The following is a 16,837-nucleotide window of genomic DNA, read 5'->3' as shown; positions in this document are numbered from 1 at the left end:
GACGATCCATGGCGATCACAACCACGACGGCAATGCGCGGCCCCATGGTCCTGAAAGACTGGGGGCAGCTTCTGCTGCTCGGCGCGATCTGGGGCGGCTCGTTCTTCTTTGCCCGCATTGCGGTTGCCGAGCTTCCGCCGCTGGTGCTGGTGCTGTTTCGCGTCGCCGTTGCGGCGCTGGCGCTGCAGCTCTATCTCGCCCTGCGCGGCCCGTCCTTCCGCCTTGCCTTGCCGTATGCCGGCCTGTTCTTCCTGCTGGCGCTCGTGAACAACGTCATTCCCTTCTCGCTAATCTTCGCCGGCCAGACCGAGCTTGGCGCCGGCGTCGCCTCGGTGCTCAACTCGACGACGCCGTTCTGGACGCTGATCCTCGCCAACGCGCTGACATCAGACGAAAAACTATCCTGGAACAAGCTTGCCGGGATCGCGCTCGGCATCGTCGGCACGGCGGTGATGATCGGCCCCGGCCTGCTTGCCGGGCTGGGCGGACCGGTCTGGGCGAAATTCGCGCTGATCGGCGCGTCGCTGTCCTATGCGGTCGCCCTGATGGTGGCTCGCCGCTTCAAGGGCGTGCCGTCACCGGTCATCGCCACCGGACAATTGACCGCCTCGACCATCATCATGATCCCGGTCGTGCTGCTTGGCTATGGTCCTGCCAATCTGTTTTCGGCCTCGCCGCCGGTCTGGGCGGCGGTGTTGGCGCTGGCGCTGCTGTCCACCGCCTTCGCCTACATTCTCTATTTCAACCTCGTCGCTTCGGCCGGCGCCACCAACGCCTCGCTGGTCACGCTCATCGTGCCGGCCAGCGCCATCCTGCTCGGTTTCCTGTTCCTGGGCGAACGGCTCGAACTATTCGAGCTTGGCGGCATGGTGCTGATCGCGCTCGGCCTCGTCACCATCGACGGCCGCCTGTTCGGCCGACGGTAGCGTCATTCCTGCAACGTCGGTTCGGGAACCACCTGTCGGCTCAGATGAAGCTGCGTTCCGGTCGGTTCATGATGTCGGCGAGCGGCACGGATTTGAGCGAGCACGCCCCTGCTCCACGTGTATGATGTCATCAGGGAAAACGTCGTCGATCCGCAGCACCCGCGAGCCTTCGTAGAACCTGCTGGTCAACTGGGACCCTGCGGTTTTTTCGACGAGGACAGGCCCGGCTGTCGATGGAACTGGAACGGTTGCAGTCATGGTCCAAGTGCCCTTGTAGACTGGAGTTTGGCTAAAGCGCCTCGTGTCGCATCGCGTTACGCCGGGTCAAGATAATGCAGGTCGCGTATCGGGGCAGTCGGCATATGCCGACTGCCGGTGATTTGCGGGTGCGACGCCGATCTGGGCCGACGTGGTGGCGCTGTCATCCTCAATATGGCCTACGCCTCGCCACAATTTATTCACAGGGCCGAAGCGGCTTTTTGCCGAAGAGTTTCAAGGCTTAACGGCAAAGGGCCTGCCGTGAATTCCACATTGTCGTCGCAATGCAGCACATTTTCCGCTTGCCTGTGGCACAAATGACCCTAGACTCTCGCCATAGCTCTTTAAGAGGAGGCTATGACATGGGACTCACGAGGCCGATCAACGCATTGATGATCTGTGCTGCGTTTGCATTTATCGGAGCCCTGATTATGGGCTTTCTTCCGTAGACCCGCCAAAGCAACGGAAGATCAGCACAGACTAGTCCAAGTCATTGAAAAGGCCGGGTTTTTACCCGGCCTTTTTGGTTTTACAAAACGTCGATAGAGCTTACGCGGCGGCAGACCCGGCGGCTTCGGCTTCATGCGAGCGGATGCCGATCATGTGGCAGATGGCAAAGACCAGATCGGCCCGATTCATGGTGTAGAAGTGGAAATCGCCAACGCCGCGCTCGACAAGGTCCAGCACCTGCTCGGCCGCTACCGCCGACGCTACCAGCGCATGCGTCTGCGGGTCCTTCTGCAGCCCGTCGAAGCGCTCGGCCAGCCATGCCGGCACCAGCGCGCCGGCGCGCGACGAGAAATTGGCGACCTGGGTGAAATTGTGTACCGGCAATATGCCCGGCACGATCGGTATGTAGATGCCGGCGCGCCGCGCCCGCTCGACATAGCGCTCGTAGAGATCATTGTCGAAGAAGAATTGGGTGATCGCCCGCGTCGCGCCATTGTCGACCTTGCGCTTGAGCATGTCGATGTCGGTGGCGAAATCCGGGCTCTCCGGATGCTTTTCCGGATAGGCGGAGACCGAGATGTCGAAATCGCCAACACCTTTCAGCGCCCCCACCAGTTCGGCACCATTGGCGTAGCCGTCCGGATGCGGACGGTAGGCAGCGCCGACGCCCTCGGCCGGATCGCCGCGCAAGGCAACGAAGCGGGTGACACCCATATCGGCGAACTCCTGAATGACCTCGTCGACCTCGTGACGCGCCGCGTTGACGCAGGTCATGTGCGCCGCCGGCGTCAGCGCCGTTTCGTTGAGGATGCGCTTGACCGTGCGCGCCGTGCGCTCGCGCGTCGAGCCGCCGGCGCCGTAGGTGACGGAGACGAATTTCGGCTTGAGCGGCTCCAGCCGGGTGACTGTATCCCACAGCCTTGCTTCCATCTCGTCGCTCTTCGGTGGAAAGAACTCGAATGAAACCCGGATCTTGTCGCCAATGTCAGGGCGGCGGGAGAAGCGGAACTGGTTCATCAGGCGGTTTCCCCTATCGGATAGGCATTGGCCGGTTGTGCGTGGCTGGAAGGATCGGCGATCAGCATGCGCTGGTCACGGCCGAGCCACAGCTTGACGGTGAGCCTGGCCTCGTTGCCGCCGCGCGGCTCGAATTCCTGGCTGTCTTCGAGGTCGAGCCCGGCCTCGGAAAACCATTCGGTGATCTGCCGGTCGGAAAAGCCGAGCCGCACATGCGCGTGCACGTCACGTAGGAATTCCAGCGTATGCGGCGCGAAATCGACGATCACCAGCCGGCCCGCCGGGCGCAGCAGCCTTGCCGCCTCGCGGATGGCGCGGGCGGGATCGTCGAGATAGTGCAGCACTTGGTGGATGGTGACGAGATCGAAGGCGTCGCGCTCGACCGGCGGCGCAAAAATGTCGCCCTGGCGCACCTGCGCGTTCGAAATCCCTGCTTTGTCGAGGTTGGCGCGCGCCACCGTCAGCATCTCCCGCGACATGTCGATGCCGACGCCGCGCCGGTAGAGCGGCGAAAAGATTTCGAGCAGCCGCCCGGTGCCGGTGCCGAGATCGAGCATTGACTGGAACGGCCGCTTGCCGACGAGCTTGAGCAGCGCCGCCTCGACGGCGCGGTCTGGCACGTGCAGCGAGCGGATATGGTCCCAGCTCGCGGCATTTACGGAGAAATATTGCGCGGCGCGATCCTGCCGCTTGCGCTTGACCGCTGCCAACCGCTCGAGGTCACGCTCGACCTGTGGGTCGGCGCCACGGATGCCGGAAACCAGCCTGAGCACGAAATCCCGCGCCGCATCCGAATCCGACAGCCGGAAGAAGGCCCATGAGCCCTCCTGATAGCGGCCGATCAGCCCCGCCTCCAGCAAAAGTTTCAGGTGGCGCGAGACGCGCGGCTGCGACTGGCCGAGGATTTCGGTGAGATCGGAAACGGTCAGGTCGCCGCGCGATAGCAACGCCAGTATGCGCAGCCGGCTGGATTCGGCCGCCGCCTTCAATGTATCTACCATAGTGTCGAGAGCGACATGCATGCGAGCATTCTCTTTGAAAAAGATATAAACATATGTTTATGTCGATTTTGATAGGCTTGCAAGCGCTATGTCGCTTCCGGACAAGAAAATGACGCATGCGTGGCGGATCGCGCAAAGCTGGAAGCATGATCGAGGCGAAAACCATGTTCGAGACGCGCAGCGGCGAAAAGCTTTTGGCGACCGATCCGGCCGATATGCCACCGGACGGCCATGTCGTCTTCATCGGCCGCATCGCCTCTCCCTGGACCACGCGGGAAACGTGCCCGAAGAACATGGGAGCCGCGCGGGAGACGGGACAGCCGGCGGTTCTCACGATCGACCTGCCCTATCGTAACGGCCTGCTTGGCCTGGAACGCGCCAGCCACATCGTCATCCTGTCCTGGCTGCATCACTCACCGCGGACCCTGATTATCCAGAAACCCCGTCATGCGGCGGAGCCGAAAGGCGTTTTTTCGCTGCGCTCGCCTGCCCGGCCGAACCCGGTCGGGCTGCATATCGCCAAGCTCGTCGCCCTCGACATCAATACGGGCCGTATCGATATCGACGCCATCGACGTGCTCGACGGCACGCCGGTGATCGACATCAAGCCTTATTTCGCTTCGACCGATGCCTTTGCCGAGGCGACCATTGCCGGACGGGACGAGCCTGGAAGGATCGAGAGATGAGCGCGCCGACCGGCCGCCGTCGCGCCATCGCCAAGGCGCTGACTGCACTCTTGCCGCTGGCGCCCTATGCCGACATGGAAAAGATCCGCGCCGACGCCGGCGCCGTGCATATGAAGACCTTGCCGCCGACGATTGCCGTGTGGCTGGCGACGACGGCCCATATCCGCCATGTGCACACCGACTACGAAAAGCTGCTGGCCGAAGGCTACGACCGCGACTCGGCGCGTTTCTTCGTGATGGAACAGATCAACATTGTGCTGACCCGCTGGCGCGCCACGCGTCTGCTCGATGACAACGAGGAAGAATAACTGGTTCTCAATGGCCCAGTGGCAAGCCCAGCCTGTGTCTTGTGCCACCCACCGTGCCGCTCTATTCCGTCATCTGGTCGGCGAGAAACGACCTGAGGGGGACGTGATGAGCAAGTCGATCGACCCGCAAGCCAACCGCCTGCCTGAGCTCTCCGCCCATCATCAAGACCCGCACGCCTATCCGGATGGCGTTGCCTTTCTGGACGGGCAATATCTGCCGATGTCGCAAGCCAAGATCTCGGTTCTGGATTGGGGCTTCCTGCATTCCGACGCCACCTACGACACGGTGCATGTCTGGGACGGTCGGTTCTTCCGCCTCGACCTGCATCTCGACCGTTTCTTCGGCGGGCTGGAGAAGCTGCGCATGACGATCCCGTTCGACCGCGAAGGCGTGGCCGAAATCCTCCACAATTGCGTGGCGCTGTCAGGCCATCGCGCCGCTTATGTCGAGATGCTGTGCACACGCGGCGCGTCCCCGACCTTCAGCCGTGACCCGCGCGAGGCGGTCAACCGCTTCATGGCTTTCGCCGTTCCCTTCGGCTCGGTCGCCAATGCCGAGCAATTGCAGCGCGGCCTTCATGTTGCGATCAGCGACAAGGTGCGCATCCCACCGGCCTCGATCGATCCGGCGATCAAGAACTATCACTGGCTCGACCTGGTGCGAGGCCTCTACGACGCCTATGACCGCGGCGCGGAGACGGCACTGGTCCTCGATTTCAACGGCAATGTCGCGGAAGGCCCCGGCTTCAACGTCTTTTGCGTGGACGACGGTAAACTGTCGACGCCGGCTGTCGGCGTGCTGCCCGGCATCACCCGCCGCACCGTTTTCGATCTCTGCGCGGAGGCAGGGCTTGCGGTGACAGCGGCCGATGTCAGCGTCGCTGCGCTGCGTCAGTCCGACGAGGTCTTCATCACCTCGACTGCCGGCGGCATCATGCCGGTGACGATGATCGACGGTGTTCCGGTCGCGGACGGCAAGGTCGGCGCGATTACCAAGCGTCTCATGGCGATCTATTGGCAAAAGCACGAGGACCCGGCCTGGTCGACCCCGGTGCACTATCCCTGACTCAGGCCCGATCTAGGCCCGGTAAATCCACTGCTCCGGCACGCGCACCGAAATCTCCTCGCCTGTGGTGATGCGGCCGGGCTTTTCGACCCAGGCGACGAGGCCGCGCAGCCGTTTTGCCACCTTCGGGAACAGCAGCGCGCCGGTCTCGTGGTCGGCCATACCGGCATTTTCGGCGACCGAGCGTCCGGCGATGCGGCAAGGTCCATTCTGTGCATCGACCTTGATGGTGACGCCGCCTTTGAAGAACAGCAGCGTGCCGGATGGCAGCATGGAGAGATGCGGCAGGCCTTCGATCAAGAGGTTGGCGCCGATCCACTCCGGCCTGATCTCGGCGATGCCCATCCGCCCTGCCACGATCGCTAGCTCGTCCGCCGCCACGACAGACAATTGCCGCTCGTTGCGCATCTCGGTGCCGCGTGGATACCAAGGCTCGCGCCCACCGGAGCGACGTGTCATGCCGGCATGGAAATCGCCGTCGATGCCACTGAAGCCAAGCAGCAATTCATCCACCGAGCGGGTCTCGAAATGATCAGATGCCGCGACGTAAAGCGCTGTCACCTGCGCGGCAAGCTTCCGCGCCGGGATGATTTCGACCGGATTCTCGGCCTCGGGGAAGAGATCCAGCATACGCTTCGCTCCTTGCGTGATGCCGTGCAATTAGCCGCAGTCAACTCATCAGGTCCAGTCTAAAGCGCTGATGCTCCAATCAAGCGGACTGATGCGATTGTACCGGCGACGTTCGCGCCAAAGTAGTCAGAGCATGCGCAACAGCGCGCCGCCAATCGAATAGCCGGCGCCGAAGGCGCAGAGCAGGCCGTAGTCGCCGGCCTTCATGTCGGCATGGTTCTCCGACAGGGCGACGATCGCGCCGGCGCCGGCGGTGTTGCCGAGGCGCTCCAGCACCATCGGCGCTCGGTCATGGCCGACCTCGTGGCCGAACGACAGTTTCAGGATCATGGCGTTCATCCGCGCATTGGCCTGATGCAGCCAGAAGCGCCGGATCGCTTGCGGCGTCAGCCCGTGTTCGGCCAGGAACTCGACGATGAACTTGTGCCCGGCGACGGTGACTTCCTTGAACACCTTGTTGCCGACCTGCTTGATCAGATTGCCTTCCAGATTGATCATATACGGATCGTCCTGGGCGGTGCGCGTGTGGTAGCCGAGATTGGTGCGGATGTTGTTGGACATCTGCGTCCAGGTGCGCGTGTCGAGCACCTCGAAACGTCCCGGCCGCTTCTCGCCCTGGGCGAGCCCCTCGACGACCATCGAAACCGAAGCATCGCCGAAGATGAAATGCGTCTGCCGGTCGCGGAAATTGAGATGGCCGGTGATGATCTCAGGCGTCGTCACCAACACGCGCCTGTGCGCGCCGGCCCGCACCAGATTGACCGCGATGTGCAGTGCCGCCGCCGCCGACGAGCAGCCAAGGCCCATGTCGAAGCCGGCGCCCTTCGTGCCCATCGCCTGCTGCATCTCGATGGCGATCGCCGGATAGGGCCGCTGGTGGTGCGAGGCCGAGCAGATCACCAGGTCGATATCCGATGGCTCCAAGCCGGCATGGTCGAGCGCTTTTCTGGCCGACGCGATGCCGAACTCGGCTTCCAGCGACAGCGCGTCATCGGGCCGCGCCGGAATGCGCGGCGCCATGCGGGTTGGGTCGAGGATGCCTTCCCGCTCGATCACATGACGGGTCTGCACGCCCGAAGCATGGACGATGAAGGCGCTGTCCGACTTCTGCAGCAGCGTCTCGCCCGAAGCCTGGCGGCGGACATTTTCCATCTCGACCCAGGCATTGAAGCTGTCGACCAATTCTTCATTGGTGATCGAAGGCTCGGGGATTTCAACGCCAAGGCCGCTGATGATGACGCGATGCATTTCCAGTTCGTCCCCATGCGCAGGCGTTGCGGCTTGATGTGGGCGCCGCGAGAGCTCGGCGCAACCTCTTTCGCACCAAGCTGGTTTATGCCGGCTTAAATCAAGTGCCTGAGCTAAGCCGAGCGCCGCGCGACGATGAACAGGCGCGGGAAACGCAGCAGCACCTTGCCGTTTGCCGTCTTCGGATAGGCTTCGGTTATTCTGGCAGTGTAGCGCGTGAGGAAAAGCCGTCGCTCGTCCTCGTCGAGCGGATCGAGGAACGGCTTCAGCCCAGTCGACTTCAGCCATTCGACGATGGCTTCGGCATCGGCCAGCGGGTGATTGTAGGCTGTGTGCCAGATGTCGAGCCGGTCGGAGAACGGCGACAAAAGATCGTAGTAGAACGACACCGGCGGCAACGACCCGCGCGCGGCACCCTCGAGCTTTTCGGCAAACGGCATTTCGGCCGCCGTCTGCCGCATCAGCCGATGCGAGGGCTCGCTCATATTGTCGGGCATCTGCACGGCAAGCGCGCCGCCGGGCGCCAAAAATCCCATCAACCGCTGCAAGATCGCCGGATGCTCGGGCAGCCACTGGAACACTGCGTTGGCGAAGATCACGTCGACCGGTTTTTCGGGCTGCCACGCCGCCGCATCGGCCAACTCGAAGGTTATATCAGGCAAACGCGCCTTGGCTTTGTCGATCATGTCAGGCGAGGTGTCGAACCCGCTGACCTGCGCACTCGGCCAGCGTTCGACCAGCAATTCGGTCGAATTGCCGGGTCCGCAGCCGATATCGACCACCCGCTGCGGTGCCTCCACCGGCACCTGCGCGACGAGATCGCGCGACGGCCGCGTGCGCTCGTCCTCGAATTTCAGATATTGGGCGGCGGACCAATCAGCCATCTCAGCTCCTCAGATCATTAGAGAATTCGCCGCCCCTAAACCTTATCTGGTCAGCCGCTTATATGTCATGCGGTGCGGATTGACGGCGTCAGGGCCGAGCCGGCGGATCTTGTCCTGCTCGTAATCCTCGAAATTGCCCTCGAACCATTCGACATGGCTGTCGCCCTCGAAGGCTAGGATATGCGTCGCCAGCCGGTCGAGGAACATGCGGTCGTGCGAGATGATGACGGCGCAGCCGGCGAAGCTTTCCAGCGCGTCTTCGAGTGCAGCCAGCGTTTCCGTATCGAGATCGTTGGTCGGTTCGTCGAGCAGCAGCACATTGCCGCCGGTCTTCAGCATCTTGGCCAGATGCACGCGGTTGCGCTGGCCGCCGGACAGATTGCCGACCTTCTGCTGCTGATCGCCGCCACGGAAATTGAACGACGCGCAATAGGCGCGGGTGTTGGCTTCGAACTTGCCGAGCTTGACCACTTCGGCGCCGCCCGAGATTTCTTCCCACACGGTCTTGGTTGGGTCGAGTGCATCGCGGCTCTGGTCGACATAACCGAGCTTGACCGTCTCGCCGACGCGGATCGTGCCGGCATCCGGCTTTTCCTGGCCGGTGATCATGCGGAACAGCGTCGTCTTGCCGGCGCCGTTCGGGCCGATGACGCCGACGATGCCGCCGGGCGGCAGCTTGAATTCGAGATCGTCGATCAGCAGCGTGTCGCCAAAGCCCTTCGATAGGCCGTCGACCTCTATCACCACATTGCCGAGCCGCTCGCCATGCGGAATGACGATCTGCGTGTCGCTCGGGCGCCGCTTGTCGGCTGCGTCCAGCAGATCCTGGAACGCCTGGATGCGCGCCTTCGACTTGGTCTGCCGGGCCTTCGGGCTGGACTGGATCCACTCGCGCTCGCGGCCGATCGCCCGCTGGCGTGCATCGTCCTCGCGGCCCTCCTGCTTGAGCCGCTTGGCCTTGGCTTCGAGATATTTGGTGTAGTTGCCCTCATAGGGGATGCCGCGGCCGCGGTCGAGCTCAAGAATCCAGCCGGTGACATTGTCGAGGAAATAGCGATCGTGGGTGATGATCATCACCGCGCCCGGATAGGCACGCAGATGCTTTTCCAGCCATGCCGTCGTCTCAGCATCGAGATGGTTGGTCGGCTCGTCGAGCAGCAGAAGGTCGGGCTGGCGCAGCAGCAGCTGGCAGAGCGCAACGCGGCGGCGCTCGCCGCCCGACAGCTTGGTGACGTCGGCTTCCTTGGGTGGACAGCCCAGCGCTTCCATAGCCATCTCGACCTGCTGTTCGAGATCCCACAGGTTGAGCCGGTCCATCTCGTCCTGGAGCTTGGCCGACTCGTCGGCCGTCTCGTCGGAATAGTTCATCATCAATTCATTGTAGCGCTCGATGATCGCGGTCTTGGCGGCGACGCCCTCCATGACGTTCTCGAACACCGTCTTGTCCGGATCGAGTGCCGGCTCCTGCGCCAGGTAGCCGACGGTAGCACCCTCGGCCAGCCACGCCTCGCCGTTCCACTCCTTGTCGATGCCGGCCATGATCTTGAGAATGGTCGACTTGCCGGCGCCGTTCGGGCCGAGGATGCCGATCTTGGCGTCGGGGTAGAAGGAGAGGTGAATATTCTCGAGCACCTTCTTGGTGCCATAGGCCTTGTTGAGGCCGGCCATGTGATAGATGAACTGGCGTGCCACGCGCGCTTTCCCTGAAAAGTCGACTGTAATGTCGGATTGAATGGAAGTTGCGCGCTATGTAGGCGATGCCGCGCCGAACGGCAAACTGTTTTGGCATTTCGGACCTGACTTCGGGCCGGACGGGCCCATCGAACTGTCTCCGCTTTCGTTCGCTGCATGTGCCCAACGAAAGCTGCGGTTAATCATTCCGCGTCAAAGGTGTTGGATGGGGAATCGCCGGCAAGCAGCGATTTCTGCAACGAGATCGGATCGTGCTGAACAGTTTCCTGCTCCTTGCCGAAGCGGTCATCTACTTCGGCGTCATGGTCACGCTTTTCCGATTCAGGCACCGTATCGGCCTCGGCGTTTTTGTCTGCGCCCTCGGGGTCATGCATTTCCTGGAAACATACCTCGCCAGCGTCTTTTATGTCGCGCTGCCGTTCGGCATGGTCTCGCCGGGTTCCGCCGTGCTGTTCTCCGGCAAGCTGGTGATGCTCCTGCTTCTCTACATCAAGGAGGACGCGGCAACCGTCCGGCAGCCCATCTACGGTCTGTTGCTCGGCAATGCCTTGATGATCGGGCTTGTACTGGTCCTGCGCCTGCATGAGATCGCGCCGCTTCCCAACGGCAAACTTCCCGATATCGGTTTCATCGACCAGATGGGCTGGCTGATGGTGTGGGGCACGACGCTACTGTTCGTCGACGCCATCCTGATCATCCTGCTTTACGAAAAGCTTGGGCGTTATCTCCGCAAGGCGCTGTTCTCTCGCATTCTGATCTCCGTCGCATGCGTGCTCACTTTCGATCAGGCTGGATTTTTCGCCGCGCTGCATTTCGTCACCGGTGCACCGATCGCGGTTTTCTTCGGCGGCTGGTTCGCCAAGATGGGCGCGGCGCTTGCCTACAGCACCATGCTTGTCGCTTACATCAGATGGTTCGAGGCGCGGCAGATCCCGGCGCCGCGCGGGCTGTCCGACATCTTCGACACGTTGACCTACCGCGAGCGCTATGAGGCGCTGGTCGAGCATGTCGGCCGCGACGGGCTCACCGGCCTGCTACACAGGGGTCGCTTCGACAGCGACGGTGAAACCGCAGTTGCCGCCAGCCTGCGGACGGCCAAGCCGCTCAGCCTCCTGATCATCGACGTCGACCATTTCAAATCGATCAACGACCGCTTCGGCCACGCAGAGGGCGACAAGGTGCTGAAAGCCGTCGCGGCACTGCTTGGCGAGATTGTCGGTCCCGAGGATCAGGTGTTCAGGATCGGCGGTGAGGAATTCGCCATCCTCTGCTCACGTTCGCATTCGGTAGCCAGGCTTCTTGGCGAAAACATCCAGCACGCGGTCAAGACATCCGCAAGCACCAGCCGGTTCGACATCACAGTCAGCGCCGGCATCTCCACCGTCAGTGAGACGACCCGCTGCCTTGCCGATGTTTTTGCGCTGGCCGACCAGCGCCTCTACAAGGCCAAATCGACCGGACGCGACCGCGTCGTCGGCGAACCGGGCGGCCACGAGGCCGACAGCCTCACTGCATGGACCAAATCAGGGCGCAGCGCCGAAGCATAATTTCCGGCTTGCCTGCTGGCTTGCCTGTTATTGGAATCCTGTGGAATCGACAACGCCTTTCGGGCAGCCGGCTTTGCTTGTCGGCGCGGCAGCCTGCATCAGGTCGCCGAGCCGACTGCTCGGACCGATTGGGCCGGTGAGGCCGAGCGTCAGCTCACCGATCAGCCGCCTACCACTCGTCGAATCGACCAGGCAGGATACCCGGACCCGCTCACCTGCCCCGGCGCCAAACGCGCTATCGAAGGCACTGCGGATCTGATCCGACGTCAGTTGCTTGCCGATATTCTTTGCGAACAGATCGCGCACAGGCGAAGCATTCACCGCGCGCATCAGGTTCAGCGCATCGGAAAAATACGCTTGCTGGCTCTTGCCGTAGCAGGTGCCATGCTTGATCCACTCATGCCTTTCGAGAGCGGATGCGGTGCCCGGCATCACCCGATCGAGCTCCGACCGCGTGTTCGGGTCGATCTCGACGGGCGGCAGGTCCTGCCAGTGCGCCGGATTGTCGTTGGCCTTGTCGGCCGCTGCCACCTCGCAATAGAAATTTCCGTTCGGCTGCGGCCACAGCCCGTGCAAGGTGAAATGCGTCGCATCGAATCCACCAGCGGTCTGCGCCTTGCATTCGGTCTTGCCGGGCCTGGTTTCGCAAAAGGCGGGCTGCCAGCTCAGCGCGAGGACATATTCAGGCTTTCCCGAAGCCGGCGCAGCAGACTTCTCCCCTTCGGCCGGCACAGGTACGGCTGGCGCAGGTGCTGCCGATTCCCCGGATGCGCTGCCGCCCGAAACATGGCCGCAATCGACCTTCACCCAGCGACGCTCCGGATCGGCCCCCGGCACGCGGATCAGATAGTGCGTAGGAGCATCCTTGTTGCCAGCCAGCAGCTCGTAGCTCTGTCCCGCATCGGTCGAGATGCTGCCGGGGTTTTTGCCGCTCTTGATGGCCTGGGTCGCTGGGCAGGTGGCGTCGGCTACGAAAGAGCCGCTCATCTTGACCTCGGCTTGCGCAGCGCCCGCCAGCGACATGACCAGAAGCGTCAATCCGAAAACGAGACCTATCCGCATGCGCATAAAAGTACCCCCGGCTGAAAAATGCCGCGGCAACAGACTGCCGCCCTCACTCGGTATCAAATTCTCCATGTCAGAATTGCGATACTGTGTGTAGCGAGGCAAGAACAGCGCTGCGGAAAACGCCGATTGACGCAAAACCGGCCTCGGCGCACGCAAACGCTCGTGGGTGCGAAAGACGCGTTGGAGACGAAGCGACAATGTCATTCAGCCAGCAGCGCGTGCTCCGATCGCCGACCGGCGCCGAGCTCAACCTCTATGTGAAGCGCGCCGAGGGCCGCTCGCGCGCCGCTATTCAGATCAATCACGGGCTGGCAGAGCACGCCGCGCGCTATGTCCGCTTCGCTACCTTTCTGGGCGAGCGCGGCTTCCATGTCTACGCCCACGACCATCGCGGCCACGGCGCCACCAAGGCGCCAGACGCGCCGCTCGGCACATTCGCCAAAGTGGATGGCGGCGCCAAGGTCATCGCCGACGTCGCCGCCGTGCACGATCTAATCGCCGGCGAACACCCCGGCCTGCCCGTTATCGCCTTCGGCCATTCCATGGGCGGCCTCATCGCGTTGAATTTCATGCTTGCCCACGCGAACCGGCTGCATGCCGCCGCCATCTGGAACGCCAATTTTTCCGCTGGGCTCGCCGGCCGTGCCGCACAAGCCATTCTGGCCTGGGAAAAATTCCGGCTCGGCTCCGACATGCCGTCGCGCATGCTGCCGAGACTGACCTTCCAGGCCTGGGGCAAGGCCATCCCCGATCACCGGACGCCGTTCGACTGGCTATCGCGCGACGCGGCCGAAGTCGACAAGTACATCGCCGATCCGCTCTGCTGCTGGGATGCCTCCGTGTCGATGTGGCGCGACCTGTTCGGGTTTGTCTTTGATGGTGCCGACGACACTAATTTTTCCGGCGTCCGCAAGACCCTGCCGATCTGCCTCGTCGGCGGCGAAAAGGACCCCGCCACCGACGGCGGCAAGGCGGTCAACCACCTCGCAGGGCGCCTGCGCAGGATGGGCTTTTCGAATCTCGTTTCAAAGGTTTATGCCGAGACCCGCCACGAAAGCCTGAACGAGGTGAATCGGGATGTTGTCATGGATGATTTCGCCGCATGGGCCGACGGCGTACTGAAACAAGCCTGATCGGCGTTAACCCGATCGAGGTTGGCCTATCGTAAGGGCCGTGACAGCCGCACACGGTATTGATAGAGGCTCTGCTTTCGACCCATAACGGTGATCCATGGCCGAACCCCCGCTGAAAGGCGTCCGCGTTATCGAACTCGCCCGCATCCTAGCCGGACCGTGGGCTGGGCAGCTGCTTGCCGATCTCGGCGCCGACGTGATCAAGGTCGAAAGCCCGGATGGTGGCGACGATACCCGCAAATGGGGTCCGCCCTTCGTCATGAGCCATGACGGCGAAAATCTTTCCGCCGCCTATTACCATTCCTGCAATCGCGGCAAACGCTCGATCGCCATCGATTTCTCGACGCCCGAAGGCGCCGAGACCGTGCGCCGGCTGGTCGCGACCTCAAACGTTTTGATCGAGAACTTCAAGCTCGGCGGCCTGAAGAAATACGGGCTCGACTATGACAGCCTGCGCAAGATCAACCCGCGGCTGATCTATTGCTCGATCACCGGCTTCGGCCAGGACGGGCCCTACGCGCCACGCGCCGGTTATGACTTCATCATCCAGGCCATGGCCGGCATGATGTCGATCACCGGCGAGGCCGGCCGCGAGCCGCAAAAGGCTGGGGTTGCCATATCAGATATTTTCACCGGCCTCTATTCGGTGGTCGCCATCCAGGCAGCACTTCGCCACGCCGAGAAGACCGGCGAAGGCCAGCATATCGACATGGCGCTCTACGACACCCAGATCTCGACGCTCGGCAACCAGAATCTCAACTATCTGGTCTCAGGCAAATCGCCGGTGCAGATGGGCAATGCGCATATGAACATCGCGCCCTACGAAGTGGTGCCGGTGAAGGACGGTCATATCATCCTGGCCATCGGCAATGACGGCCAGTTCGCCAAATTCTGCGCTGCCGTTGGATTGGACGAGCTGTCGTCGAACCCCGATTTCGCCACCAATCCCGCGCGGGTCGCCAACCGGGCGAAGCTGCGCGAGCATATAATCGAGGCGCTAAAAACCTTCGATCGCGGCCCGCTGCTGGCCAAACTGGAGGCGGCAAGTGTGCCTGCCAGCCCGATCAACACGATCGGCCAGATGTTTGCCGACCCGCAGACCATCGCGCGCGGCATGCGGCTCGACCTCGATGACGGCCACGGCAATCTCTTGCCCACGGTACGCGCGCCGATGGTCATGTCGGGCACGCCGCTCACCTATGAGCGGCCCTCGCCGCGTCTCGGCGAACACACCGAAGAAATCCTTGCCGAACTGGAGAGGTCAGGAAAATGAAAACCGGCGGACAATTGATTGTCGATGCGCTGGAAGCCAACGGCGCCGACCGCATCTATTGCGTGCCGGGCGAATCCTATCTCGCGGTGCTCGACGCGCTGCACGATTCGACGATCCGCACCATCGTCTGCCGCCAGGAAGGCGGTGCTGCGATGATGGCCGACTGCCATGGCCGCCTGACCGGCAAACCCGGCATCTGCTTCGTCACCCGCGGGCCCGGCGCCACCAACGCCTCGGCCGGCATCCACATCGCCATGCAGGATTCGGTCCCCGTCATCCTGTTCATCGGCCAGGTCGCCAGCCACGCCAAGGGGCGCGAGGCGTTCCAGGAGGTCGACTATTCCAGGTTCTTCGGTGACATCGCCAAATGGGTGGTCGAGATCGACGATGCCTCGCGCATCCCCGAATTCGTCACCCGCGCTTTCGCGGTGGCGACGTCCGGCCGCCCCGGCCCGGTGGTCATCTCGCTGCCGGAAGACATGCTGACCAGCCTTGCCGAGGCACCGGAGGCCCAGCACTACACGCGCGTCGAAACCTCTCCCGGTGTAGCCGAACTCGATCGGCTCGAAGCGCTGCTCAATGCCGCGAAACGGCCTGTGGCAATTCTGGGCGGCACACGTTGGGATGCCAATGCCGTTCAGGAAATGCAGCATATCGCCGAAGCCTGGTCGCTGCCGGTCGGCTGTTCCTTCCGCCGCCAGATGCTGTTCGATCATTTGCATCCGAACTATGCCGGCGATGTCGGCATCGGCATCAACCCCAAGCTGGCGACCGCGATCAAGCAGGCCGACCTCGTGCTGCTGATTGGCGGCCGCATGGGCGAAATGCCGTCCTCCGACTACACGCTGCTGAAGAGCCCCTACCCAGATCAGACGCTGGTCCATGTCCACGCCGACGCCGGCGAGCTCGGCCGCGTCTACCGGCCGACGCTGGCGATCAACGCCTCGCCTTCCGCCTTCGTGCGGGCCTTCGCCAGGAGGAAGGGGCCGGCGGCGCCGAACTGGACCGACGAAAGCCAACGCCTGCATGCCGCCTATCTCGACTGGTCTACGCCGCCGGAATCCGGACCCGGTCCGGTGCAGATGGGACCGATCATGAACTATCTCGAAACGGTGCTGCCCGACGATGCGATCCTCACCAATGGCGCCGGCAATTACGCCACCTGGGTGCACCGCTTCCACCGTTTCCGCCGCTTTGCCACGCAGGCGGCCCCCACCTCCGGCTCGATGGGCTACGGCACGCCAGCAGCTGTTGCCGCCAAGGAGCTCTTTCCCGAGCGCGACGTGATTGCCTTTGCCGGCGACGGCTGCTTCCTGATGAACGGGCAGGAATTCGCCACCGCCGTGCAGTACGATTTGCCGATCATCGTCATCGTCGTCAACAACGGCATCTACGGCACCATCCGCATGCATCAGGAGCGTGAATATCCAGGTCGTGTCGTCGCCACCGACCTAAAGAATCCCGACTTCGCAACTCTCGCCCGCGCCTATGGCGGCCATGGCGAAACGGTCGAGAGGACAGCTGACTTCGCGCCGGCCTTCGAACGCGCCCGTGCCAGCGGCAAACCGTCGATCGTCGAGATCAGACTCGACCCCGAGGCCATTACGCCGACCCGGACGATGACCCAGATCCGCGAAAAGGCCTGACAAA

At 62.8% G+C, this 16,837-nt stretch carries 15 protein-coding genes; 8 read left to right on the top strand and 7 right to left on the bottom strand.

Translation table 11 applies throughout. The annotated features are described in order from the left end of the window. Nucleotides 1-8: 8 nt before the first annotated feature. Nucleotides 9-926, top strand: coding sequence for a DMT family transporter (locus ABID19_RS04075; RefSeq protein ID WP_354488139.1), 918 nt, complete (start codon nucleotides 9-11; stop codon nucleotides 924-926). 807 nt (nucleotides 927-1,733) lie between these two features. Here ABID19_RS04075 and metF read toward each other — a convergent pair. Together metF and ABID19_RS04065 are read right to left on the bottom strand one after the other, a co-directional pair. After that, nucleotides 1,734-2,651 (bottom strand): methylenetetrahydrofolate reductase [NAD(P)H], encoded by a 918-nt coding sequence (gene metF / locus ABID19_RS04070; protein ID WP_352936847.1) that lies wholly within the window; start codon nucleotides 2,649-2,651, stop codon nucleotides 1,734-1,736. Beyond that, nucleotides 2,651-3,673 carry an ArsR/SmtB family transcription factor gene (locus ABID19_RS04065; protein ID WP_354488138.1) on the bottom strand — a complete coding sequence of 341 codons (1,023 nt, stop codon included), beginning with the start codon at nucleotides 3,671-3,673 and terminating at the stop codon, nucleotides 2,651-2,653. The genes metF and ABID19_RS04065 overlap by 1 nt, the downstream gene beginning before the upstream one ends. Nucleotides 3,674-3,816: 143 nt before the next feature. Here ABID19_RS04065 and tsaA point away from each other — a divergent pair, with 143 nt between their 5' ends. The 3 genes from tsaA to ABID19_RS04050 all read left to right on the top strand — a co-directional run bounded on the left by tsaA (nucleotide 3,817) and on the right by ABID19_RS04050 (nucleotide 5,712). Next, nucleotides 3,817-4,338, top strand: coding sequence for a tRNA (N6-threonylcarbamoyladenosine(37)-N6)-methyltransferase TrmO (gene tsaA, locus ABID19_RS04060; protein WP_354488305.1), 522 nt, complete (start codon nucleotides 3,817-3,819; stop codon nucleotides 4,336-4,338). After that, a complete protein-coding gene (locus ABID19_RS04055; protein WP_352960392.1) occupies nucleotides 4,335-4,646 on the top strand; it encodes a DUF2293 domain-containing protein in 312 nt (103 codons plus the stop codon). The genes tsaA and ABID19_RS04055 overlap by 4 nt, the downstream gene beginning before the upstream one ends. A 106-nt stretch (nucleotides 4,647-4,752) precedes the next feature. Further along, entirely contained in the window at nucleotides 4,753-5,712 is a 960-nt protein-coding gene (locus ABID19_RS04050) for a D-amino acid aminotransferase (RefSeq protein ID WP_354488137.1), read from the top strand. A 12-nt stretch (nucleotides 5,713-5,724) separates the two neighbouring features. Here ABID19_RS04050 and ABID19_RS04045 read toward each other — a convergent pair whose 3' ends face one another. From ABID19_RS04045 to ettA, 4 genes are all read right to left on the bottom strand, one after another. Then, entirely contained in the window at nucleotides 5,725-6,342 is a 618-nt protein-coding gene (locus ABID19_RS04045; protein ID WP_354488136.1) for an MOSC domain-containing protein, read from the bottom strand. A 126-nt stretch (nucleotides 6,343-6,468) separates the two neighbouring features. Further along, nucleotides 6,469-7,590, bottom strand: a complete 1,122-nt coding sequence (locus ABID19_RS04040; RefSeq protein ID WP_354488134.1) for a beta-ketoacyl-ACP synthase III — start codon at nucleotides 7,588-7,590, stop codon at nucleotides 6,469-6,471. A gap of 113 nt (nucleotides 7,591-7,703) precedes the next feature. After that, complete coding sequence (gene tam / locus ABID19_RS04035) at nucleotides 7,704-8,474, bottom strand: trans-aconitate 2-methyltransferase (RefSeq protein WP_354488133.1); 771 nt, start codon at nucleotides 8,472-8,474, stop codon at nucleotides 7,704-7,706. Between the two features lie 42 nt (nucleotides 8,475-8,516). Beyond that, a complete protein-coding gene (gene ettA / locus ABID19_RS04030) occupies nucleotides 8,517-10,166 on the bottom strand; it encodes an energy-dependent translational throttle protein EttA (RefSeq protein WP_354488132.1) in 1,650 nt (549 codons plus the stop codon). A 251-nt stretch (nucleotides 10,167-10,417) separates the two neighbouring features. Between ettA and ABID19_RS04025 the strand changes: the two genes are divergently transcribed. Next, complete coding sequence (locus tag ABID19_RS04025; protein ID WP_354488130.1) at nucleotides 10,418-11,713, top strand: GGDEF domain-containing protein; 1,296 nt, start codon at nucleotides 10,418-10,420, stop codon at nucleotides 11,711-11,713. 27 nt (nucleotides 11,714-11,740) lie between these two features. On the opposite strand, the gene ABID19_RS04020 is transcribed toward ABID19_RS04025, so the two are convergent. Beyond that, nucleotides 11,741-12,775: a ribonuclease T2 family protein gene (locus ABID19_RS04020; RefSeq protein ID WP_352936937.1), complete on the bottom strand. Its 1,035-nt coding sequence runs from the start codon at nucleotides 12,773-12,775 to the stop codon at nucleotides 11,741-11,743. 203 nt (nucleotides 12,776-12,978) lie between these two features. Here ABID19_RS04020 and ABID19_RS04015 point away from each other — a divergent pair, with 203 nt between their 5' ends. The 3 genes from ABID19_RS04015 (at nucleotide 12,979) to ABID19_RS04005 (ending at nucleotide 16,833) form a co-directional block, all read left to right on the top strand. Beyond that, nucleotides 12,979-13,914, top strand: coding sequence for an alpha/beta hydrolase (locus tag ABID19_RS04015; protein WP_354488128.1), 936 nt, complete (start codon nucleotides 12,979-12,981; stop codon nucleotides 13,912-13,914). A 97-nt stretch (nucleotides 13,915-14,011) separates the two neighbouring features. Beyond that, the gene (locus ABID19_RS04010) at nucleotides 14,012-15,187 is read left to right on the top strand and encodes a CaiB/BaiF CoA transferase family protein (protein ID WP_354488126.1); all 1,176 of its coding nucleotides are present in this window, start codon (nucleotides 14,012-14,014) and stop codon (nucleotides 15,185-15,187) included. Beyond that, on the top strand, nucleotides 15,184-16,833 hold the full coding sequence (locus ABID19_RS04005) for a thiamine pyrophosphate-binding protein (RefSeq protein WP_354488124.1): 1,650 nt from the start codon (nucleotides 15,184-15,186) through the stop codon (nucleotides 16,831-16,833). Before ABID19_RS04010 ends, ABID19_RS04005 begins: the two co-directional genes overlap by 4 nt. The last annotated feature ends 4 nt before the right edge of the window (nucleotides 16,834-16,837 follow it).

The organism is Mesorhizobium robiniae, from assembly GCF_040545535.1.
In the GTDB taxonomy this organism is placed as follows: domain Bacteria; phylum Pseudomonadota; class Alphaproteobacteria; order Rhizobiales; family Rhizobiaceae; genus Mesorhizobium; species Mesorhizobium robiniae.
Note: the sequence above shows the minus strand (reverse complement) of the source record. Positions and strands in the feature narration are given on the sequence as shown.